The 21753-nt window shown below is 64.7% G+C and carries 13 protein-coding genes, 6 tRNA genes and 6 pseudogenes; 19 read left to right on the top strand and 6 right to left on the bottom strand.

Annotated elements, in window-relative coordinates:
• Positions 1-19 precede the first annotated feature (19 nt).
• The 3 genes and pseudogenes from trmA (at position 20) to ACUDAL_RS10690 (ending at position 7293) form a co-directional block, all read left to right on the top strand.
• Entirely contained in the window at positions 20-1129 is a 1110-nt protein-coding gene (gene trmA, locus ACUDAL_RS10700) for a tRNA (uridine(54)-C5)-methyltransferase TrmA (protein ID WP_444678133.1), read from the top strand.
• Positions 1130-1322: 193 nt separating this feature from the next.
• A pseudogene (locus ACUDAL_RS10695) lies at positions 1323-6160 on the top strand (NAD-glutamate dehydrogenase).
• 107 nt (positions 6161-6267) lie between these two features.
• Entirely contained in the window at positions 6268-7293 is a 1026-nt protein-coding gene (locus ACUDAL_RS10690; protein WP_444678132.1) for a quinone-dependent dihydroorotate dehydrogenase, read from the top strand.
• Positions 7294-7383: 90 nt separating this feature from the next.
• On the opposite strand, the gene rmf is transcribed toward ACUDAL_RS10690, so the two are convergent.
• A complete protein-coding gene (gene rmf / locus ACUDAL_RS10685) occupies positions 7384-7590 on the bottom strand; it encodes a ribosome modulation factor (RefSeq protein ID WP_043516906.1) in 207 nt (68 codons plus the stop codon).
• 277 nt (positions 7591-7867) lie between these two features.
• Between rmf and rlmKL the strand changes: the two are divergent.
• Both rlmKL and ACUDAL_RS10675 read left to right on the top strand, forming a co-directional pair.
• Positions 7868-10057, top strand: a pseudogene (gene rlmKL / locus ACUDAL_RS10680) (bifunctional 23S rRNA (guanine(2069)-N(7))-methyltransferase RlmK/23S rRNA (guanine(2445)-N(2))-methyltransferase RlmL).
• Entirely contained in the window at positions 10054-10347 is a 294-nt protein-coding gene (locus ACUDAL_RS10675) for a glutaredoxin family protein (RefSeq protein ID WP_444678131.1), read from the top strand. Before rlmKL ends, ACUDAL_RS10675 begins: the two are co-directional and overlap by 4 nt.
• Positions 10348-10424: 77 nt before the next feature.
• Here ACUDAL_RS10675 and ACUDAL_RS10670 read toward each other — a convergent pair.
• Positions 10425-10705: pseudogene (locus ACUDAL_RS10670) on the bottom strand (hypothetical protein).
• Between the two features lie 153 nt (positions 10706-10858).
• On the opposite strand from ACUDAL_RS10670, the gene ACUDAL_RS10665 reads away from it, so the two are divergent.
• The 4 genes and pseudogenes from ACUDAL_RS10665 to ACUDAL_RS10650 all read left to right on the top strand — a co-directional run bounded on the left by ACUDAL_RS10665 (position 10859) and on the right by ACUDAL_RS10650 (position 13761).
• Positions 10859-11221, top strand: coding sequence for a hypothetical protein (locus ACUDAL_RS10665; protein ID WP_444678130.1), 363 nt, complete (start codon positions 10859-10861; stop codon positions 11219-11221).
• Positions 11166-11581: pseudogene (locus tag ACUDAL_RS10660) on the top strand (NAD(P)-dependent oxidoreductase); the annotation flags it as partial. The gene ACUDAL_RS10665 and the pseudogene ACUDAL_RS10660, both read left to right, overlap by 56 nt.
• A gap of 147 nt (positions 11582-11728) precedes the next feature.
• Positions 11729-12034 carry a DUF3410 domain-containing protein gene (locus tag ACUDAL_RS10655; RefSeq protein WP_444679358.1) on the top strand — a complete coding sequence of 102 codons (306 nt, stop codon included), beginning with the start codon at positions 11729-11731 and terminating at the stop codon, positions 12032-12034.
• 438 nt (positions 12035-12472) lie between these two features.
• Positions 12473-13761: pseudogene (locus ACUDAL_RS10650) on the top strand (sensor domain-containing phosphodiesterase).
• 21 nt (positions 13762-13782) lie between these two features.
• Here the strand turns inward: ACUDAL_RS10650 and htpX are convergent.
• The 4 genes and pseudogenes from htpX to msrB all read right to left on the bottom strand — a co-directional run bounded on the left by htpX (position 13783) and on the right by msrB (position 17559).
• Positions 13783-14682, bottom strand: a complete 900-nt coding sequence (htpX, locus tag ACUDAL_RS10645; RefSeq protein ID WP_444678129.1) for a protease HtpX — start codon at positions 14680-14682, stop codon at positions 13783-13785.
• A gap of 128 nt (positions 14683-14810) precedes the next feature.
• On the bottom strand, positions 14811-16043 hold the full coding sequence (locus ACUDAL_RS10640) for a pyridoxal phosphate-dependent aminotransferase (RefSeq protein ID WP_444678128.1): 1233 nt from the start codon (positions 16041-16043) through the stop codon (positions 14811-14813).
• Positions 16044-16107: 64 nt separating this feature from the next.
• Positions 16108-17087: pseudogene (gene ylqF / locus ACUDAL_RS10635) on the bottom strand (ribosome biogenesis GTPase YlqF).
• 70 nt (positions 17088-17157) lie between these two features.
• On the bottom strand, positions 17158-17559 hold the full coding sequence (msrB, locus tag ACUDAL_RS10630) for a peptide-methionine (R)-S-oxide reductase MsrB (RefSeq protein WP_444678127.1): 402 nt from the start codon (positions 17557-17559) through the stop codon (positions 17158-17160).
• 151 nt (positions 17560-17710) lie between these two features.
• On the opposite strand from msrB, the gene ACUDAL_RS10625 reads away from it, so the two are divergent.
• The 10 genes from ACUDAL_RS10625 (at position 17711) to ACUDAL_RS10580 (ending at position 21750) form a co-directional block, all read left to right on the top strand.
• Positions 17711-17785: transfer RNA gene (locus tag ACUDAL_RS10625), tRNA-Glu, on the top strand.
• Positions 17786-17833: 48 nt separating this feature from the next.
• Positions 17834-17908: transfer RNA gene (locus ACUDAL_RS10620), tRNA-Gly, on the top strand.
• 37 nt (positions 17909-17945) lie between these two features.
• Positions 17946-18021, top strand: a tRNA-Glu gene (locus tag ACUDAL_RS10615).
• A gap of 52 nt (positions 18022-18073) precedes the next feature.
• Positions 18074-18148, top strand: a tRNA-Gly gene (locus ACUDAL_RS10610).
• Between the two features lie 18 nt (positions 18149-18166).
• Positions 18167-18242: transfer RNA gene (locus tag ACUDAL_RS10605), tRNA-Glu, on the top strand.
• Positions 18243-18287: 45 nt separating this feature from the next.
• Positions 18288-18362: transfer RNA gene (locus ACUDAL_RS10600), tRNA-Gly, on the top strand.
• 160 nt (positions 18363-18522) lie between these two features.
• The gene (locus ACUDAL_RS10595) at positions 18523-19485 is read left to right on the top strand and encodes an ABC transporter ATP-binding protein (RefSeq protein WP_444678126.1); all 963 of its coding nucleotides are present in this window, start codon (positions 18523-18525) and stop codon (positions 19483-19485) included.
• Positions 19482-20255, top strand: coding sequence for an ABC transporter permease (locus ACUDAL_RS10590; protein WP_086511757.1), 774 nt, complete (start codon positions 19482-19484; stop codon positions 20253-20255). The genes ACUDAL_RS10595 and ACUDAL_RS10590 overlap by 4 nt, the downstream gene beginning before the upstream one ends.
• Entirely contained in the window at positions 20252-21085 is an 834-nt protein-coding gene (gene queF, locus ACUDAL_RS10585; protein WP_444678125.1) for an NADPH-dependent 7-cyano-7-deazaguanine reductase QueF, read from the top strand. Before ACUDAL_RS10590 ends, queF begins: the two co-directional genes overlap by 4 nt.
• Before the next feature lie 104 nt (positions 21086-21189).
• Positions 21190-21750 carry a nitroreductase family protein gene (locus ACUDAL_RS10580; RefSeq protein WP_444678124.1) on the top strand — a complete coding sequence of 187 codons (561 nt, stop codon included), beginning with the start codon at positions 21190-21192 and terminating at the stop codon, positions 21748-21750.
• Positions 21751-21753: the final 3 nt, after the last annotated feature.

Raw genomic sequence — 21753 nt, 5'->3', positions numbered from 1 at the left:
GCACGCGACAGGAGCTGCCGTGTCCCTTCCCGTTGTCGACCCTGCCCGCTACGACCAGCAGCTCGAGGCCAAGCGCGAGCGCATCATTCGCCAGTTCGAGCGCTTCGCACCGCCCCCTCTGGAGGTTTTCGCCTCTCCGCCGAGCCATTACCGCCAGCGCTGCGAGTTTCGCATATGGCACGAAGGCGATGACCTCTACTACGCCATGTTCGAGGTCAATCCCGACGACCCCAAGCAGAAGCGCGTGATTCGCCTCGACGACTATCCCGTCGCCAGCCATCGCATCAATGCACTGATGCCACGGCTGCGCCAGGCACTGCTGGAAAGCGACACCCTGCGTCGGCGTCTGTTCCAGGTCGAGTTCCTGACCACCCTCTCCGGTGAGGCGCTGGTCACATTGATCTACCACCGACCACTCGATGCGGAGTGGGAAGCGGCGGCGCGAGCGCTGCAGGCCCAGCTCGAGGTGTTCATCATCGGTCGCTCTCGCAAGCAGCGCCTGGTACTGGAGCGCGACCATGTGTGGGAGCGGCTGGAGGTTGAGGGGCGCACCTATCGCTATCAGCAGGTGGAGAACAGCTTTACCCAGCCCAATGCCGAGATCAGCCGCGCCATGCTGAGCTGGGCGCGGGACGTGACCCGAGACAGTCAGGCCGGCGATCTGGTGGAGCTCTACTGCGGCAACGGCAACTTCACGGTCGCCCTGGCCGAGAACTTCCGCCGCGTGCTGGCCACCGAGATCTCGCGCACCTCGGTGGCCAGTGCACGTGAAAACCTCGCCGCCAACGGCATCGACAACGTCGCGGTGGGGCGCATGTCGGCCGAGGAGTTCGCCGACGCGCTCAAGGGTGACAAGGGCGGCAGGCGAGTCGAGGAGATGGCGCTCGACGCCTACACCTTCACAACCGTGCTGGTGGACCCGCCGCGGGCCGGGCTGGATGACGCCAGCTGCGCTCAGCTCGGCGACTATTCGCGCATCGTCTATATTTCATGCAATCCCGATACGCTGGAGCGCAACCTGGAGTCGCTGTGCCGCACCCATCGCATCGCTCGCTTTGCCTTGTTCGATCAGTTTCCCTGGACGCACCACTGCGAATGCGGGGTACTGCTGGAGAAGAGGCGCGACTGATTGCCCACGTTCGTCGCCCTTTTGCAAGCGGCAATACGCTGCCTGTCGATGCACAACCGACATGCTCCATGAGAAGGCTGGCAAGTCGATGGGGTGGGGCACGGTGCTGCAGTAAGCTTGCCGCAAGTGGCTGGCAGGCCACGCTGAATCCATCCCAGGGCCGACCCACGGCCCCAGGCAGCCGAGGTGAGGAATGCAAGACGAGACGATCGATGCAGGCAGGCAGGACATTCTCAAGCAGCTGCGGGAGCGCCTGGACAGCCGGCTGCCGAAGGAGCGGGCCGACGAGGTAGAAGCCTTTGCCCGCAACTTCTACGCCACGGTGCCCCTGGAAGACCTGGCCGACCGACGGCTGGACGATCTGTATGGGGCCACGCTGTCGGTGTGGCACTTCATCCAGCAGTTTGACGCCGGCTCGCCCAAGGTCCGGGTCTTCAACCCCGATTTCGAGGAGCACGGCTGGCTGTCGTCCCACTCCTTCGTCGCCGTGCTGCATGAAGACATGCCGTTCCTCGTCGACTCCGTGCGCATCGAGCTCAACCGCCGCGGCCTCACCGTGCATGCCATCCACAATGCGGTACTGGCGGTGGAGCGTGGCGCCGACCATGCGCTCAAGCGCGTCACCTCGCCGCGTGACGCGAACGCGCCGAGCCAGCGTGAATCGCTGATCGCCATCGAGATCGATCGGCACTCGAGCAAGGCGATGCTGGCCGACATCGAACAGGCGTTGCACGATGTGCTGGGCGACGTGCGCATCGCCGTGGGCGACTACCAGGCCATGTGCGACAAGGTTTCCGAAGCCCTGCATGAGCTGCGCCTGTGCCGCCCCGAGCAGGTGAACGAGCAGGATCACGACGAGGCCATCGCCTTCCTTGAATGGCTGCTGCACGACAACTTCACCTTCCTGGGCTATGACGCCTACACCATCGCTTCCGGTGACGCTGGCGATGAACTGGTGAAGGTCGAGGACAGCGAGCTGGGCGTGTTCCGCCTGGATCTGCCACGTTACCAGGAGCGCATCCGCACCGAGCTGGGCGTCGAGGGCAACCGCTTCGTGCTGGTGCCGCAGCTGCTGTCGTTCGCCAAGAGCGCCCATCATGCCCGGGTGCATCGCCCCACCTACCCTGACTACATCTCGGTGGATCGCTACGACGAGCACGGCCGCGTCATTGGCGAGCACCGCTTCCTTGGGCTGTTCACCTCCAGCGTCTACAACGAGTCGCCGCGCAACATCCCGCTGCTGCGGCGCAAGCTCAAGGCGGTGATGGAGATTGCCGGCTTCAACCCAAAGGGTCACAACGGCAAGCAGCTGATGCAGATCCTCGAGGTCTATCCGCGTGACGATCTGTTCCAGATCGATACCCAGGAGCTGGCGCGTACGGCGCTGGGGATCCTCGACATCCGCGAGCGCCGCCGGGTCAGGCTGTTCATCCGCACCGACCGCTCCGGGCGCTTCCACTCCTGCCTGGTGTTCGTACCCCGCGACGTCTTCTCCACCGACTTGCGCATGCGCATCCAGAACCTGCTTTGCGAGGAGCTCGACGCCAACTTCGGCGACTTCAACACCTACCTCTCCGAATCGATCCTTGCCCGCATCCAGTTCATCCTGCGCTTCAACGGCGATGCGCCACGTGAGATCGACCGCAAGCGGCTCGAGGCCAAGGTGGCCCAACTGGCGCGCAGCTGGCGTGACGAGCTGCACGAAGCGCTGGTAGAAGGCTTTGGCGAGGAGCAGGCCAACCGGCTGATGGACCGTTTCCGCGATGCCTTCCCGTCTAGCTACCGCGATGACTTCGGCTCGCGTACCGCGGTCTTCGACCTGCAGTACCTGGCCGAGCTTGACGAGGGCGCCCCGCTGGCCCTGACCCTCTATCGGCTGGTCGAGGAGGAGAGCAGCGGGGTCAACCTCAAGCTGTTCCAGCGCGACCGTACCATTCCGCTCTCCGACGTGCTGCCGGTGATGGAGAACCTGGGGCTGCGCGTGATCGGCGAGCGCCCCTACGAGATCGACACACCCGAGACCCGCTACTGGCTGCACGACTTCGACCTGGAGCACCACACCGCCACCGAGGTCAGCCTGCAGCAGATGCGCGAGCCCTTCATTGAAGCGTTCAAGCGCATCTGGGTGGGCGAGGCCGAGAACGACGGCTTCAATCGCCTGGTGATCGCAGCCAACCTGGACTGGCGCGAAGTGGCCATGCTGCGTGCCTATGCGCGCTACCTTAAGCAGATCCGCTTCGGCATATCCCAGGACTACATCGCCGCCGCGCTGACCAACTACCCCGAGATCACCCGCGAGCTGGTGACCCTGTTCAAGCTGCGCTTCGACCCCGAGCAGCGCCCGGACGAGGCGCAGATGACGGCTTGCCAGGAGCGCATCCAGCGGCATCTCGAGGGGGTGGCCAGCCTCAATGACGACCAGCTGCTGCGCCGCTTCATGGAGCTAATCCTGGCCACCCTGCGCACCAACTACTACCAGCGCAGCGCCGATGGCCAGTTCAAGGACTATATCGCCTACAAGCTGGAGCCGCGGAAGATTACCGGCATGCCCAAGCCGCGGCCGGCCTACGAGATCTTTGTCTGCTCGCCGCGGGTAGAAGGCGTGCATTTGCGCGGCGGCAAGGTGGCCCGCGGGGGCTGCGTTGGTCGGACCGCCACGAGGACTTCCGTACCGAGGTGCTGGGGCTGGTCAAGGCACAGCAGGTCAAGAACGCCGTGATCGTGCCGGTGGGGGCCAAGGGCGGCTTCGTCTGCAAGCGCCTGCCCGAGGGCGGCGACCGCGACGCCATCCAGCAGGAGGGCATCGCCTGCTACAAGATCTTCATCCGTGCCCTGCTCGACATCACCGACAACCTAGTTGGCGGCGAGGTGGTCCCACCGCAAGGCGTGGTGCGCCATGACGACGACGACGCCTACCTGGTGGTTGCCGCCGACAAGGGCACCGCGACCTTCTCCGACATCGCCAACGAGATCTCCGCCGAGTATGGCCACTGGCTGGGCGACGCTTTCGCCTCGGGCGGCGCCAACGGCTACGACCACAAGAAGATGGGCATCACCGCGCGTGGCGCCTGGGAGTCGGTCAAGCGGCACTTCCGCAACCTGGGGCTGAACACTCAGGAAGAGGAATTTACCGTGGTCGGCATCGGCGACATGGCCGGCGACGTATTCGGCAACGGCATGCTGCTCTCCGACAAGATTCGCCTGGTGGGCGCGTTCAATCACCTGCATATCTTCGTCGACCCGACCCCCGACGCCGCGGCCACCTTCGCCGAGCGCGAGCGGCTGTTCAAGCTGCCGCGCTCCAGCTGGGAGGACTTCGATGCCTCGCTGATCTCCGAGGGCGGCGGGGTGTTCAAGCGCAGCGCCAAGTCGCTCGTCATCACGCCGCAGATGCAGCAGGCGTTCGGCATCGAGGAAGAGCGGCTGTCACCCAACGACCTCATTCGCGCCATGCTGCAGTCGCAGGTCGACCTACTTTGGAATGGCGGGATCGGCACTTACGTCAAGGGCAGCGGCGAGACCGATGCCATGGTCGGCGACAAGGCCAATGACGCGCTGCGCATCGACGGTAGCGAGCTCAACTGCCGCGTGGTCGGCGAGGGCGGCAACCTGGGCCTGACCCAGCGCGGCCGCCGCGAAGCCGCCGCCAAGGGCGTGCTGGTCAACACCGACTTCATCGACAATGCCGGTGGCGTCAACTGCTCCGACCACGAGGTCAATATCAAGATCCTCATCGACGAGGTAGTCAAGCGCGGCGACATGACCGAGAAGCAGCGCAACCAGCTGCTGGCCGACATGACCGAGGAGGTGGCTCACCTGGTCATCCTCGATAACTATCGCCAGACCCAGGCGCTGGACCTGTCGCAGATCCTGTCGCGCTACGGCATCGACCCCTACCGGCGCTTCATCAGCGAGCTGGAAGCGGCCGGCCAGCTCGACCGCGAGCTGGAGTTCCTGCCTACCGACGAGGAGCTGCAGGAACGGGCGGGCAGCGACCAGGGCATGACGCATCCGGAGCTGTCGGTGCTCATCTCCTACGCCAAGAGCGTGCTCAAGGGCCATGTCCTCGCTTCCGATGTGCCTGACGACCCCTACATCCAGCAATACGTCGAGCGTGTCTTCCCGCGAGCGCTGGCCGAGCGCTTCCACGACGAGATGTACCAGCACCGACTCAAGCGCGAGATCGTCACCACCCAGGTGGCCAATGATCTGGTCGATCACATGGGCATCGTCTTCGTGCGTCGCTTGATCGATTCGACCGGGGCGAGCCCGGCCGATATCGCACGCGCCTACATCGTGGCGCGCGACAGCTTCCAGCTCTCGACCCTGTGGGAGCGCATTGAGGCGCTGGACAACCAGGTGCCGAGCCAGGTGCAGTACGGCATGATGCTCGACCTGATGCGCCTCATCCGGCGCACTACCCGCTGGTTCCTGCGCCAGCGCCTGGGGCTCTCCACCCGCGATGCCATCGAGTACTTCGCGCCAAGGGTCGCCCAGCTGCAGGAGGACATCGGCCAGCTGCTGCGAGGTGAAGAGCGCAGCCGCTGGGAGCTCAAGCGCGACGAGCTGCTGGCGGAAGGCGTACCCGAGGAGCTGGCGGCCACGGTGGCAGCCTCGAGCAGCCTATATGGCGCTCTGGGCATCATCCAGTCGGCGCGCCAGGCCGATGAGAAGCCGCAGCGGGTGGCCGAGGTGTTCTTCGAGATCGGCAACCGCCTCGAACTGCCGTGGATGATCCAGCAGGTGAGCAACCTGGAGGTGCGCGACAGCTGGCAGGCCCAGGCCCGCGAAACCTTCCGCGACGACATCGACCGCCAGCAGCTGGCCCTTACCGTCAGCGTGCTGAAGAGCGAGCAGGGTCGCGAGCCGGATGAGCGCGTCGAGACCTGGCTGGCGGCCCACGCCTCGCTGCACGAGCGCTGGTGCCGCCTGATCGCCGAAGTGCGCGGCGGCAACCAGGCGAGCTTCCCGCTGTTCGCGGTGGCCGTGCGTGAGCTGGTTGACCTGGCCGAGAGCAACGGCGAAGGCTGATCTCGCCCTTGCCGCGAGCCGTGACGAACCCCGCCTTGGCGGGGTTCGTCGTTTCTGGCGGCGCTGCTATAATCCGCCCGCTTCCTTCCCGACCGCCCGGAGTTGCCATGTACGCGCTTGCCCGATCGATCCTCTTTCGCCTCGATGCGGAAACCGCCCACGGCCGCGCGCTCGGTGCTCTGGATCTGGCTTACCGCCTGAAGCTGGCCGGCTGCCTCGGCGGACGGCGGGTGGATGACCCGGTGTCGCTGATGGGGCTGCGCTTCCCCAACCGGGTGGGGCTGGCCGCGGGGCTGGACAAGAGCGCCGACCACCTCGACGCCCTGGGCGCGCTCGGCTTCGGCTTCGTCGAGGTGGGCACCGTCACGCCCAGGGCGCAGGAGGGCAATCCCAGGCCGCGCCTGTTTCGCCTGCCCGAGCGCGGCGCCATCATCAATCGCATGGGTTTCAACAATGCCGGCGTCGACCATCTGATCGAGCGGGTGAAGGCCGCGCGCTTCAACGGCGTGATCGGCATCAACATCGGCAAGAACCTCACCACGCCGGTCGAGCGGGCGGTCGATGACTACCTGATTTGCCTGGAGAAGGTTCACGCACATGCCCACTATGTGACGGTGAACATCTCATCGCCCAACACGCCGGGGCTGCGCAACCTGCAGTTCGGTGAGCACCTGGATACCCTGCTGGGCACCCTGCGTGACGCGGGGACCCGGCTGGACCAGGCGGCCGGCCGTCGGGTGCCGCTGGCAGTGAAGATCGCGCCGGACATGAGCGACGAGGAGGTGGGACTGGTGGCCCAGAGCATCGCCCGCAGCGGTATCGATGCGGTGATCGCCGCCAACACCACCGTTGCTCGAGACGCGGTGGCTGGACTGCCCCATGCCGACGAGCAAGGCGGCCTGTCGGGGCGGCCGGTGTTCGAGGCTTCCAACCGGGTGATTCGCGAGCTGCGCCGGCACCTGCCCGAGCTGCCCATCATCGGCGTGGGCGGCATCGACAGCGGCGAGGCGGCGGTAGCCAAGGTAGCGGCCGGGGCCGACCTGGTGCAGCTCTATACCGGATTCATCTATCGCGGCCCGGCCCTGGTGGGCGAGTGCGCCGAGGCGCTGAAGGCAGGCGTGGCGCGCCGCTAGGCACAAGAAAGCCCGTGAGATTGTCACGGGCTTAGCTCATGGTATTGGCGGGTCGAACACCCGGCAATGACAGTGGTTTGGAAAAACGTGTTACAAGACCATGGGGTTCTTGTGAATCCCGGAGACACCGGTCATGCCGGCCCACTGGTCTCCTCGGCCTTCACGCCAACCACTCATCCAGTATTCACGTATATTGACATCCTGACTGGGACAGTCGTCGCGGGAGCGCCCGGATATGCCGGCCTTGTAGCCATGAAGATAGGCGCGCTGGAAGCGATCACGTTTCTGTCTTTTCATCGGATGACCTCTTGTAAAGGTACCAATTTGGGACGCACGACATGCACGCCCCGGCGTTCCACCGTTGTTCGCTAGCCGCATCAATCCATTAACGACGGCAGAGCGAGGTCATTCGGGGCCTGACGGGACCCCGGGAGAACACATGTGTCTTTACAGTAGCTACCATGACTACCTTTAGCCCATCATGGGGGGCATTGTCGACCTATGTTTCGTCATAAGACCGAGATGAAATGGTAACGAAAGTAATATACCCGGCCGAAGGGGGCGGGCATCCAGCATGAGTGAGACATCGCAACGCGCAACATCCGCCTATCTGGCAACCTGTCCCCGGGGCTTGGAAGAACTGCTGGCCGACGAACTGCGCGCGCTGGGAGCCGAGCCGCACAGGACGACGGTCGCCGGCGTGCACTTCCAGGCCGACTTGGCGACTGCCTATCGCGCCTGCCTGTGGTCGCGGCTGGCCAACCGCGTCGTGCTGTGCCTGCTGCGCGAGGAGGGATCGAGCGCCCCGACGCGCTGCATCGGGCGGTTGGCGCCGTCGACTGGAGCCTGCACCTGCGTCCCGGCGCCACCTTGGCGGTGGATTTCCACGGTCGCAGCGAGCAGATCCGCCATACCCGCTTCGGCGCGCAGACCGTCAAGGATGGCGTGGTCGATGCCCTACAGGCACAGGGGCGGGCGCGTCCCGGCATCGACCTGCAGCGTCCGGACCTGCGTCTCTATGCGCACTTGCACCGCGGGCGGCTGACGCTAGGGGTGGACCTCTCTGGCGACAGTCTGCATCGGCGCGGCTATCGCCGCGACGTGGGCCATGCGCCGCTCAAGGAGAACCTGGCCGCGGCCCTACTGATTCGCGCCGGGTGGCCGCAGCGACTGCGCGACGGCGAGGCGCTGGTCGACCCGCTGTGTGGCGCCGGTACGCTGCTGATCGAGGCGGCGCTGATGGCCGCCGACATGGCGCCCAACCTCCATCGGGTGCGCTTCGGGTTCCATGGCTGGGCGCAGCACGACGAGGCGCTGTGGGCCGAGCTGAAACGCGAGGCCGAGGCGCGTGCCAGCATCGGCCGCAAGCGCTGTCGCAACCGGCTGTACGGCTTCGACCAGAGCCCCCGGCGCTGGCGGCGGCCAAGGCCAACGCCATGCGTGCCGGCATCCCGGCGCTGATCCAATTTCACGGCGAGGCGCTTGGCCAGCTGCAGCGGCCGGCAGCACTGGGCGAGGCGGAGCGGGGGTTGGTGATTGCCAACCCGCCCTACGGCGAGCGGCTCGGTGAACTGCCCGAATTGGTCACGCTTTACCGGGAGCTGGGCGAAGGGTGCGCCGCGCCTTCCCGGGCTGGCGGCTGGCCGTGTTCACTGCAAACCCTGACCTCGGCCACCGCATCGGGCTGCGTGCCGACAAGCAGTACTCGCTGAAGAACGGCCCGCTGGAGGCCCGGCTGCTGCTGATGGACGTACCCGTCGAGAGCGGCGAGGGCCAGGCGGAAAGCCGCCCGACCCCACGCAGCGAAGGCGCGCAGATGTTCGCCAACCGCCTGGAAAAGAACCGCAAGCGGCTGAAGAAGTGGCTCAAGCAGTCGGGTGAGACCTGCTACCGCCTGTATGACGCCGACATGCCCGAGTACGCCCTGGCGGTGGATGTCTATGACGGCCGGGTCCACGTTCAGGAATATGCGCCGCCGCGCTCGATCAACCCGGCCCAGGCGCAGAAACGGTTGTTCGATGCGCTGCAGGTGATTCCCGAAGTGCTGGGCGTCGATCCCGGCCAGGTAGTGATCAAGCGCCGCGAGAAGCAGAGCGGCAAGGCTCAGTACCGCAAGCAGGCCAGTACCGGGGAGCGTTTCCAGGTGCGCGAAGGGCGCGCTAGGCTGTGGGTCAATTTGCGCGACTACCTTGATACAGGGCTTTTCCTCGATCACCGGCCGGTGCGCCGCCTGCTGGGTGAAATGGCCGCCGGCAAACGCTTTCTCAACCTGTTCTGCTATACCGCCGCGGCCACGGTGCAGGCAGCGTTGGGTACGCAAGAGGCGGGCGGTGCCAGCGACAGCGTCAGCGTCGATCTCTCCAATACCTATCTGGACTGGGCGCGCGACAACTTTACCCTCAACGGTCTCGATCCGGCGCGCCACCGAGTGGTGCGCGACGACTGCCTGCGCTGGCTGGAAACCGCCAAGGCCGAGTTCGACCTGATCTTCCTCGACCCGCCGACGTTCTCCAATTCGAAGAAGATGGAAGGCACGCTGGACGTGCAGCGTGACCACGTGCGCCTGATCGAGCTGGCCATGGCGCGCCTGGCGCCGGAAGGCACCCTGGTATTCTCGAACAATCAGCGGCGCTTCCAGCTCGACCAGGCCCTGGCCGAGCGCTTTGTGGTGAAGGAGATCTCCGCGCGTACTTTCGATCCGGATTTCGAACGCCGGCCCGACTTGCACCACGTGTTTCTGCTGCGCCATAGGGAGGCGACATGACCCACCTGACCCTGTATACCACCCTGGGCTGCCACCTATGCGAGCAGCTCGAGGCGCTGCTGGGCGCTCTCCATCAGGGCGAGTATCGGTTGGAGAGGGTCGAGATCAGCGAGAGCGATGCCTTGATGGCGCGCTACGGCGTGCGCATTCCGGTGTTGATGGACGAGGCGGGCGAGGAGCTCGACCTGGGCTTCGAGGCGCCGAGGTTGGCGGCATGGCTGGCCAAGCGCGGCTGGCTGGATGAGGCAGCCTGGCAGCGCCTTGAGCAAGGGAGGCGCTCGAGCCGGTGAGGGGGCCGGCTGCTCCCGATGCGCCTCGGCGCCCTGCTGGGCGGCGCTATCTGGCCTAGACAGGCATCCTGGTCTGGTCAGGCATCGCCCAGCAGCGACAGTTGCCGGACGGCCGCCTGGCCTTCGGTGCTTTCCGCTTCCACTTCGAGCACCTTGCGCAGGCCCCGTGACGAAAGGATGGTGGCTTCGTCGGCAAGCCACATCAGCGCCTGGTCATGATCCTCGGCCAGCATGTGCTTGAGCCCCCGAACTGGGTGCCGATCTGGCCCCAGGCGCGGCTGAAGATCCAGTCGCCGAACATGTCCTGATGAATATGCACCAGCACATAGTCGTGGTCACTTTCCCAGCGAACGATCACATTGGCTCCACGGGGGTTGATTCGCCGCAGCATGGCGGCAGCGGGGTTGCGAGGCGGTATTGTAAGGCTTCCCGAGAAAGGGCAAGCAGCGGGGTGCTTCGCTGAGCAGGGCCATCACTTGGGCTATGCAATTACGTTGGCAAGGAGAATGCTGTGAAACTGCTGGTGGATGCCCAGGTGCCTGGCGCCGAGGCCTGCTTCGGGCCGCTGGGCCAACTGGTGAGAATGCCGGGGCGAGCAATAGATGCCGAGGCCTTGCGCGATATCGACGGGCTGGTGATTCGCTCGATCACGCGGCTGGATGCGGCCACCATCGACACCGCCAAGGCGCAGGGCTCACCGCTGCGCTTCGTCGGCACCTGTACCATCGGGACCGATCATGTCGATCAGCTTGCCCTAGCGCGTCATGGTATTGCCTTTGCCAGCGCGCCGGGATGCAACGCCGAAGCGGTGACCGACTATGTGCTGGGCAGCCTGCTCTGCCTGGCGGAGCGTCAGCGGCTGGCGCCTGGCTGAGCGGCGTATCGGCATCGTCGGTGTGGGCAACGTGGGCCGCCGAATTCAACAGCGGCTGTCGGCCATGGGTGTGAGCACGCTCGCCTGTGACCCGCCCCGCGCCGAGACCGAGGGCGCGGGAGGCTTCCATGACCTGGAGTCCCTGATCGAGGCCTGTGACGTGATCTGCCTGCACACGCCGCTGGTGCGCGAAGGCCGGCATGCCACGCGGCATCTGATGGATGCCGAGCGAATCGCGCGTCTCTCCCCGGGACCGTGCTGCTCAATGCAGGGCGCGGCGATTGTATCGACTCCGCTGCGCTTAAACGGCGCCTGACGCAGAGCGCTGACATCAGTGCCATCCTCGATGTCTGGGAGCACGAGCCTGGCATCGACTGCGCCTTGCACGCGCTGGTGGATATCGCCACGCCGCACATTGCAGGCCATAGCCTCGATGGCAAGCTGCGCGGTACCTACCAGATCTATCGCGCCCTGGCGAACCACCTGCAGCGGCCAGTGGACCTGGATATGCAGGCCTTGCTGCCGCCGCCTCCACTGCGACAGCTGACGCTGGGACAAGGGCTGAACCGGGAAGAGGTGCTGCGGCTCTGCGTGCGCGGGGTGCACGATGTTCGACGCGACCACGACAGCTTGCGGCGCGAAAGCTACCGGTTCGGCATGGCCAAGGGCTTCGATATGTGTCGCGCCGACTATCCGTTGCGGCGCGAATTTTCCTCGCTTAGTGTGAACTGCCCCGCTGGCGAAACTGAGCTTGCCGCTTGGCTGCACGGTGCCGGCTTCCAGCAAGTTAGCGAGGCCCGAGTCGACGGGTAGCGACCCGCGTGACTTCGCAAAACTTTAGTGAATGCCGATCATGACTGGCGAGACGACAACCGTCTACAAACCGCCGGTGGTTGAGCAAGCATTCCGGCCACTCTGGTTTCGTGCCTCTCCTCTGGTGGGCCTCACACGCTGTCGTTAAGAGAGGCCAGCAGCTCGTGGGTATTAGCGGTCAGTGGTTCGTCGGCGAGTAGGTCTGCTACACCCATCACGCCATTGAGCGGCGTAGCCTCTCTGAGCGTTACCCTTCGTTCTCCTTCCTGCGGCCCGACCGAGTGAGCCTTGTCCCGCCAAAGTCTGGCATTGCTGGTGCCTTGGATAGGCGATTTTTCCTGCTTGCTTCTCTATGCTGCGTCTATGCTCTCTCGACATGGCGCATGGATGCTCAGGAAGTGAATAAAAATCAACAAAATTCAGCATGGTAGGTGGGGTATGCTCCAGACTAGTTCAGCAGCAACTTTGGCCGGTGCCCTGCGTCTCATAGGCCAGGCTGAGGAGCGTGGCGAGAGCGTCAGCGAGTCGACCGACAAGCTTTTCCAGGAGGTGGTGCAGGCCATCCGCCTGCACCTCGGTATGGAAGTTGCATTTCTCTCTGAATTCAAGGATGGCCAGCGTGTGTTCCGGATCGTGGACCATGATGCAGCGGCGCCTTTTATCCAGGTAGGCGACGCCTCGCCGCTGACTTCGAGTTATTGCCAGCGGATCGTGGAGGGCCGGCTGTCGCAGCTGATACGCGATGCTCAGTGCGAACCGGCGGCGCTGGAACTGCCCGCCACCCGCTTGATGCCAATAGGGGCGCATATCAGCGTGCCGATTCGCTTCCAGGACGGGCGTGTCTTCGGCACGCTCTGTGCCTTCGACCGGCGCGGTGACGCCACGCTCAACGACCGCGACCTCGCCATGATGCTGGTATTTGCCGATTTCATGGCGCGCCAGCTGGAGCGGGACGAGGCAGTTCGCCAGGCTGACCAAGCGCTGTGCCGGCGAATCCGTCACCTGCTCGAGACGGATGGGTTGCGAACCGTGCTGCAGCCGATACACGATCTGCGCACCCAGGCAGTGGTGGGCTATGAAGCCCTGAGCCGCTTTGCCAACACACCCGCCACCGACAAGAGCAACTGGTTTGCCGAGGCAAGCAAGGTGGAACTGCAGGTGATGCTGGAGCTGCAGGCGATTCGCTCTGCGCTGGCCTGTCTCGATGATATGCCTGAAAGTGCTTATCTCTCGCTGAACGTCTCCCCGAGACCCTTCTTTCAGAGGCTCTCGATCCCTTGTTGAGACAGCACCCACTCGAACGACTGATGCTGGAGGTGACGGAGCACAGCGTGGTGGAAGACTACCAGGCCCTGGCCGAGGCGCTGGCTCCGCTGAGGCGAGATGGATTGCGGCTGGCCATCGATGACGCCGGTGCCGGCTATGCCAGCTTTCGCCATATCCTCAAGCTGATGCCGGATGTCATCAAGCTGGACCAGTCGCTCACGCGCAAGATCCACCGGCGTGCCGAGAGTCGGGCGCTAACGGCTGCGCTGGTGGCGTTTGCCGCGGAAACCCGCATTACGCTGGTAGCCGAAGGGGTAGAAAGGAGGAGGAGCTGGCTTGCCTGCGTCAGATTGGTGTTGCTCTGGTCCAGGGGCACCTTCTCGGCAAGCCCCTGTCGCCGCCTGAGTGGCTCAAGCAGAAGGCGCCCGCTCAGGGGCGGGCGCCTTAGGTCTGCAAGGTAGCGTTGCGCTGATTCCGAGCGATCAGCGGTAGGCGGCTTCCTTCAGTGCGCGAATGCGGTCGTCCAGCGGCGGGTGGCTAGCGAACAGTCGTTCCATGACCTTGCGTGTCTGACCCGCATTGATGCCAAAAGCGGTGAGGGTATCCGGCATCTGGTTGGGCATTTCGCTCTCTGCCTTTAGCCGGGCCAGGGCGTTGATCATCGCGCCGGTGCCGGCCAGCTGAGCGCCTGCGGCATCGGCGCGGTACTCGCGGAAGCGCGAGAACCAGGCGACGATGGCCGAGGCGATCAGGCCGAACACGATCTCGGCGACGATCACCACCGCGAAGTAGCCCATGAAGCCAAGCCCGGCACCGTCGCTGCGCGAGCGCAGGAAGTTATCCACCAGATGCGCCACGGCACGGGCGAAGAACATCACGAAGGTGTTCACCACGCCCTGGATCAGCGCCAGGGTGACCATGTCGCCGTTAGCCACGTGGCCGATCTCGTGGGCCAGCACCGCGCGCACTTCCTCGGGGCGCATGCGGTTGAGCAGCCCGGCGGAGACCGCCACCAGGGCGTCGTTCTTGTTCCATCCGGTGGCGAAGGCGTTGGACTGCTGGGCGGGGAAGATGCCGACTTCAGGCGTCTTGATGCCGGCTTCGCGAGACAGCTCCTCGACGGTATCGAGCAGCCACTTCTCGGTGCTGTTGCTCGGCTGGGTAATGATCACCGTGCCGGTGCCGCGCTTGGCCATCCACTTCGACATGAACAGGGAGATCATCGAGCCGGCCATACCGACGATGAAGCAGAAGAGCAGCAGGGCATTGAAGTTGAAGCCCTGGCCGCGCAGATAGCCCTCCACCCCCAGCAGTCGCAGCGTGATGCTGGCGACGAGGATCACCGCCAGGTTGGTGCCCAGGAAGAGCAGAATTCGCATCATCGTTCGGAATCTCCGTGCCTATCAAGGAAGTGAGCGGCCGCAGGGCGGCCCGGAAAATCTGGTGATTAGATACGGCTGGTTAACGGAGGTTTCAAGCCCGAAGTGAAAAACCAGCCGGGTCTGTGCCGCTATTGGCGGTAGCGCGAGAGGAAGCGGGCGAAGCGATCCAGCGCGTCGCCCAGCTGGTCGGCCCAGGGCAGGGTGACGATGCGCACGTGGTCCGGCTCGGGCCAGTTGAAGGCGGTACCTTGCACCAGCAGGATCTTCTCCTGCAGCAACAGGTCGAGCACCAGCTTCTGGTCGTCTTGGATGGGGTAGACCTTGGGGTCGAGTCGCGGGAAGGCGTAAAGCGCTCCCTTGGCCTTGGTGCAGCTCACGCCGGGAATGGCGTTGAGCTTTTCATAGGTGATGTCGCGCTGGGCCAGCAGTCGCCCGCCGGGCAGGATCAGGTCATTGATCGACTGGTAGCCGCCAAGGGCCGTCTGGATGGCGTGCTGGGCGGGTACGTTGGCGCACAGGCGCATCGAGGCGAGCATGTTGACGCCCTGCAGGTAGTCCTTGGCGCGCTGCATGGCCACGCTGCCGGAGAAGATCATCCAGCCGGAGCGGAAACCGGCGCAGCGATAGCTCTTCGAGAGCCCGTTCAGGGTCACCACCAGCTGGTCCTCGTCGGCCAGCGCCGCCGTCGAGACGTGCTCGGTACCATCATAGAGAATCTTGTCGTAGATCTCGTCGGAGAACACGACGAGATCGTTCTCACGGGCGATGGCCAGCAGCTCGCGCACCACCTCGGGCGGATAGACCGCGCCAGTCGGGTTGTTGGGGTTGATGATGACGATGGCGCGGGTGTGGCTGGTCACCTTGGCGCGTACGTCGGCCATGTCCGGCGCCCAATCGGCCTGTTCGTCGCAGCGGTAGTGCACCGCATGGCCGCCGGCGAGGTTGGCGGCGGCGGTCCACAGCGGGTAGTCGGGGGCGGGAATCAGTACCTCGTCGCCGTCGTTGAGCAGCGCCTGCAGCGCCATCACGATCAGCTCGGACACCCCGTTGCCGATGTAGATGTCTTCGATGCCGACATTGGGTATGAGCTTGCGCTGGCACTCCTGCATGATCGCCTTGCGCGCCGAGTAGAGCCCCTTGGAATCGCAGTAACCCTGGGCGGTGGGCAGGTTGCGCATCACGTCCTGGAGGATCTCCTCCGGGGCCTCGAAGCCGAACGGTGCGGGGTTGCCGATGTTGAGCTTGAGGATGCGCTGGCCTTCGTCTTCCAGCCGCTTGGCGTGTTCGAGCACGGGCCCGCGGATGTCGTAGCAGACGTTGTCGAGCTTGTGCGATTTCCTGAACAGGGAGGGCGTGTCCATGAGGTGTCCGAGATTCCAGTGGTGTCCGGTGGTTCCGGTCAGCCGTGCTGCCGGAACTCAGTGATTATGCGGAACTATTGCCAGTGTCGCTATCGTTGTTCTCTGCTTCGTTGGCGCACTCTTCAGCGGCCTCCGGCACGGGAATATCGGCAGGAGTTTCCAGCGTGAGCCGGCCCAGCTTGCCGTCGCGCAGCTCGTGCAACAGCACTTCGGCGCCGCGATGCAGGTCGACCTCGCCGCCGGCGCGTAAGCCCCGCGACGCCGCGCGATCTCGGCGAGAATTGCATGACCGTCGAAGCCGGCCAGCGCCATCAGGTCGATGCGCCGCGGGCCGTCGGCCTCGACCTGTTCGGCCTCGGGGTTGGCGGCATAGGGCGGCAGCTCGGTCAGCTTGTAGCGCGCCTTGAGCGCCTCGGGATAGCGCCGCGCCAGCTCGGCGGCGGTAACCACGGCTACGTCGACATAGTCGATGGCAGTGTCGCGAATGGCGCCGCTGGCGGCCAGGCGGTAGGCGCTGGCCTGATCCTCGATCTTCGGCCACAGCACCCCGGGTGTGTCGATCAGCGCCACGCGGCCTTCGATGCGTACCTTCTGCTGGCGCTTGGTCACCGCCGGCTCGTTGCCGGTCTTGGCGATGGCCTTGCCGGCCAGGCCGTTGATCAGCGTCGACTTGCCGACATTGGGGATGCCCATGATCATCACTCGCACATCGCGATCGGCGCGTACCTGGCCGGCCAGCTCATGGCACAGCTTGGGAATGCGCTTGAGCTCGCGGGCGTTGGTGGTGGTCACCGCCAATGCGCGGGTATCGGGCAGCGCATCGAAGTGCGCCACCCACTCTTGGGTGCGCTCCGGGTTGGCCAGGTCGGCCCGCGAGAGGATCTTGAGCACCGGCTTGTGGCGGGTCAGGCCGGCCAGCATGGGGTTGGCGCTGGAGTAGGGCAGGCGGGCATCGAGCACCTCGATCGCCACGTCGATTTCCGGCAGCGCTTCCTGAATCTGGCGGCGCGCCTTGTTCATGTGTCCCGGATACCAGCCGAGCATGTGCCACTCCTGCAAACCGTACGAGGCCGCCCATCATAGCAGAAGGGCGGCCTCGGCAGGGTGGTGCGGGCTATTCGCCGGGATGGAAGGCGATGGACACCGAATTGATGCAGTAGCGTAGCCCAGTGGTGTGGGCTGGGCCGTCGGGGAACACATGGCCCAGATGGGCGTCGCAGTGGGCGCAGACCACCTCGGTGCGGCGCATGCCGTGGGAGTCGTCGAAGCGCTCCTCGACGGCGGCCTTGCCCAGCGGGCGGTCGAAGCTGGGCCAGCCGCAGCCGGCCTCGAACTTGTGCTCGTTCTCGAACAGCGGGGCATTGCAGCAGATGCAGTGGTAGATGCCGTGCTCGTCCGATACCTGGTAGTCACCGCTGAATGGACGCTCGGTGCCCTGCTGGCGCGTCACGCGAAACTGCTCCGGCGTGAGCTGGGCTTGCCACTCGGCATCGCTCTTGACGATCTTCTTGCGCATGGCCTCTCTCCTGCTGTGGCGATGTCGACATCAGACACCCAAAGCTTGGCCGTTTTCCTACCTTTCGGCCAGCCCCGGGCGACAGTTGACAGCCTTCGGGGGCTTGAGTAAGATTCGCGCCACCTCGTTGAGGCGAAAGCGAGACGGCTACGTCCCATTCGTCTAGTGGTCCAGGACACCGCCCTTTCACGGCGGGAACAGGGGTTCGAACCCCTATGGGACGCCACTCGTTTTGCAGCAGGTTTCAACGGGTACCGGAGTGCGGGACTGAAGTGCGGGAATAGCTCAGTGGTAGAGCATCGCCTTGCCAAGGCGAGGGTCGGGAGTTCGAATCTCCTTTCCCGCTCCAACTTCTGCTTCGGCAGGATGAGCAGATGCTCCAATGCGTCCCATTCGTCTAGTGGTCCAGGACACCGCCCTTTCACGGCGGGAACAGGGGTTCGAACCCCCTATGGGACGCCATCTTCCGGTTGCGGTAGCGGTTGCTTTATCGATAGCATAGCTGTGCGTGCATGCGGGAATAGCTCAGTGGTAGAGCATCGCCTTGCCAAGGCGAGGGTCGGGAGTTCGAATCTCCTTTCCCGCTCCAGCACGTCCTGGCTTTTGCGTCCCATTCGTCTAGTGGCCTAGGACACCGCCCTTTCACGGCGGGAACAGGGGTTCGAACCCCCTATGGGACGCCACCTCGATACTCTGTGATGCCCATGTCGACATCCCAGAGGCAATAAGCGGGAATAGCTCAGTGGTAGAGCATCGCCTTGCCAAGGCGAGGGTCGGGAGTTCGAATCTCCTTTCCCGCTCCAACATGTTCAGCCTTAGCAATGCCAAGGCTCATCCTCTCACACTTTTTGATGACCTTGCCCATGGGCGAGGGTTTCGGCGTTTTTCCAGGCGGCGACTTGAAAAAAATCTTCACGCCCTAATCTCTTGAACTCGCTTTTCATCCCAACGCAAGGATGTCTCATGGCCGAACCGGCGCTGTCGATCCGTGGCCTGACCAAGGTCTACGGCAACGGCTTTCACGCATTGAAGGGCATCGACCTGGACGTTCAGCAAGGCGACTTCTTCGCCCTGCTGGGCCCCAACGGGGCCGGCAAGTCCACCACCCTCGGCGTGGTGTGCTCGCTGGTGCAGAAAACCGCCGGCCGGGTCTCGATCTTCGGCATCGACATCGACCGCGACTTCGCCCGGGCCAAATACCACCTGGGCGTGGTGCCCCAGGAGTTCAACTTCAACCAGTTCGAGAAGGTGCTCGACATCGTGCTGGCCCAGGCGGGCTACTACGGCATGCCGCGCCGCGAGGCGCTGCCGCGTGCCGAGCGGTTGCTCAAGGATCTCGGCCTGTGGGACAAGCGCGGCGGCAGCGCGCGCATGCTCTCCGGCGGCATGAAACGCCGCCTGATGATCGCCCGCGCCCTGATGCACCGCCCTAAGCTGCTGATTCTCGATGAGCCTACCGCCGGCGTCGATATCGAGCTGCGGCGCAGCATGTGGGAGTACATGCGCCGTATCAATCGCGAGGAGGGCACCACCATCATCCTCACCACCCACTATCTCGAGGAGGCGGAGAGTCTCTGCCGCAATATCGCGATCATCAACCATGGCGAGATCGTGCGGAATACCAGCGTGCGCGAGCTGCTCGCCGAGCTCGATACCGAAACCTTCCTGCTCGACCTGGCGCGTCCCGTGGAGCAGGCCCCGCAGGTCGAGGGTTTCGAAGTGCACAAGGTGGAAACGGCGCAGCTCGCCGTGGTGGTGCATCGCGGCCAGCGGCTCAATGACGTGTTCGCCGCCTTGGATGAACAAGGCATCGAGGTGGTCTCCATGCGCAACCGCGCCAACCGGTTGGAGGAGATGTTCGTGTCGATGGTGGAGCAGGGCAACGCAGCGCAGCGTGAACTCGACACAGTGGAGGTGAACAAGTGAGCCCTGCTCAGATCGCCATCGCCCTGTGGACCCTGGTGCTCAAGGAGATCAAACGCTTCACGCGGATCTGGCCGCAGACGCTGCTGCCGCCCTCGATCACCATGGCCATGTACTTCATCATTTTCGGCAGCTTGATCGGCCCGCGCATCGGCGAGATGGACGGCTTCAGCTACATGGACTTCATCGTCCCGGGGCTGATCATGATGGCGGTGATCACCAACAGCTACTCCAACGTGGCCTCCAGCTTCTTCTCCAACAAGTTCCAGCGCAGCGTGGAGGAGATGATGGTCTCGCCCATGCCCAACTGGGTGATCCTGGCCGGCTTCGTGCTGGGCGGCATGGCCCGCGGCCTGGGGGTGGGCGCCATCGTCACCCTGGTGTCGCTGTTCTTCACCCGCATCAGCGTGGCCCACCCGCTGCTGACCCTCGGCGTGGTGGTGCTCACTGCGGCGCTGTTCTCCATCGGCGGCTTCATCAATGCGCTGCTGGCCGACAAGTTCGACGACGTCTCCATCGTGCCGACCTTCGTGCTCACGCCGTTGACCTATCTGGGCGGGGTGTTCTACTCCATCTCGCTGCTGCCGACCTTCTGGCAGAACGTCTCGCTGCTCAACCCGATACTCTATATGGTCAACGTGTTCCGCCACGGCTTTCTCGGTATCTCCGACATCCCGGTAGGCTGGGCACTGACGGCCATCTTCGCTTTCATCATCGTGCTCTTCGCCATCGCCCTGTGGATGCTGGAGCGGGGCAAAGGAATACGCTCATGAATCACCGACCCGATACGCTCGAGCATGCCCCGCTGGGGCGCGAGTCCGCCTACCCTGAGCACTACGATGCCGGGCTGCTCTATCCCATTCCCCGCGCGGCCAATCGCGCGCCGCTGGGCATCGAGGAGGGTCGGCTGCCCTTCGTCGGCGAGGACGAGTGGCACGCCTTCGAGGTGAGCTGGCTCAACGCCCGCGGCAAGCCACGGGTGGCCGTGGCACGTTTTCGCCTGCCGGCCCAGTCGCCCAACCTGATCGAGTCGAAGTCGTGGAAGCTCTACCTCAACGGCTTCAACCAGACCCGTTTCGACAGCCGCGAGCAGGTGATCGACACCCTCGAGCGCGACCTGGCCCAGGCCGCCGGGGCACCGGTTTCGGTGGAGCTGTTCGATGTCGACGACGCGGCGCTGGCGGTGTGTCGACTGCCCGGGGAGTGCCTGGACGAACTCGACATCGAGATCGACGCCTACTCGCCCAGCGCCGAGCACTTGAAGGTGGGGGAGGCGATCGTCGAGGAGACGCTCTACTCCCACCTGCTTAAGTCCAACTGCCCGGTCACCGGCCAGCCCGACTGGGGCAGCGTGCTGATTCGCTACCGCGGCCCCAAGCTCGACCGCGAAGGCCTGCTGCGCTACCTGATCGGCTACCGTCAGCATCAGGACTTCCACGAGCACTGCGTGGAGCACATCTTTACCGACCTGATGGCCAAGGCGAAGCCGGAGCGACTGCTGGTGCTGGCGCGCTACGTGCGCCGCGGCGGGCTCGACATCAGCCCTTGGCGCGCCACTCCCGGCGAGCGTCCGCCCGAGCCCCTGCGCTTGGCGAGACAGTAAGCCCTTCGCAACAGTAGCGCTGCCAAACGCTAGGCCCGGCACGACAGCCAGCGGGGCAGCTGGTAGAGTTTGATCTATTTCGACGACCTGGCATGGGAACTGGTATGGACGCACTGACCCTGCTGCACCAGCGCAGCTCGATGGGCAAGCTGATGGGGCCGGCCCCCGGCCCCGAGCAGATGGAAGCGATCTATCGCGCCGCGCTGCGCGCGCCGGACCACAAGGAGCTGCGCCCCTGGCGCTTCATCGAGTTTTCCGGTGAGGGCCTCGAGCGGCTGGGCGAGCTGTTCGCCGAAGCCGAGTACCGTGAGGACCCGAGCATTGAGGATGCTGCGCTCGATGCCGTACGCAAGAAGCCGCTGCGCGCGCCCATGATCATCGCGGTGATCGCCAAGGTCACTCCCGATGTGCCCAAGGTACCCAAGATCGAACAGGTGATCTCCGCCGGCTGCGCCGCCCACGGCATCCTGCTCGCGGCCCATGCGTTGGGGCTCGGCGCCATGTGGCGCAGCGGTAAGTACGCTTTCGACCCCACCGTGCGCAAGGGGCTAGGTCTGCAGGAAGAGGACGAGTTGATCGCCTTCCTCTATCTGGGCCAGCTCGGCGGACGCCACAAGCCCATTGCCGAGCATGATATCGGCGACTTCGTCGAGCGTTGGACCTGACCC

The organism is Halomonas sp. E19 (assembly GCF_052439355.1).
In the GTDB taxonomy this organism is placed as follows: Bacteria; Pseudomonadota; Gammaproteobacteria; order Pseudomonadales; family Halomonadaceae; genus Halomonas.
This window is presented reverse-complemented; position numbering and strand designations above follow the sequence as displayed.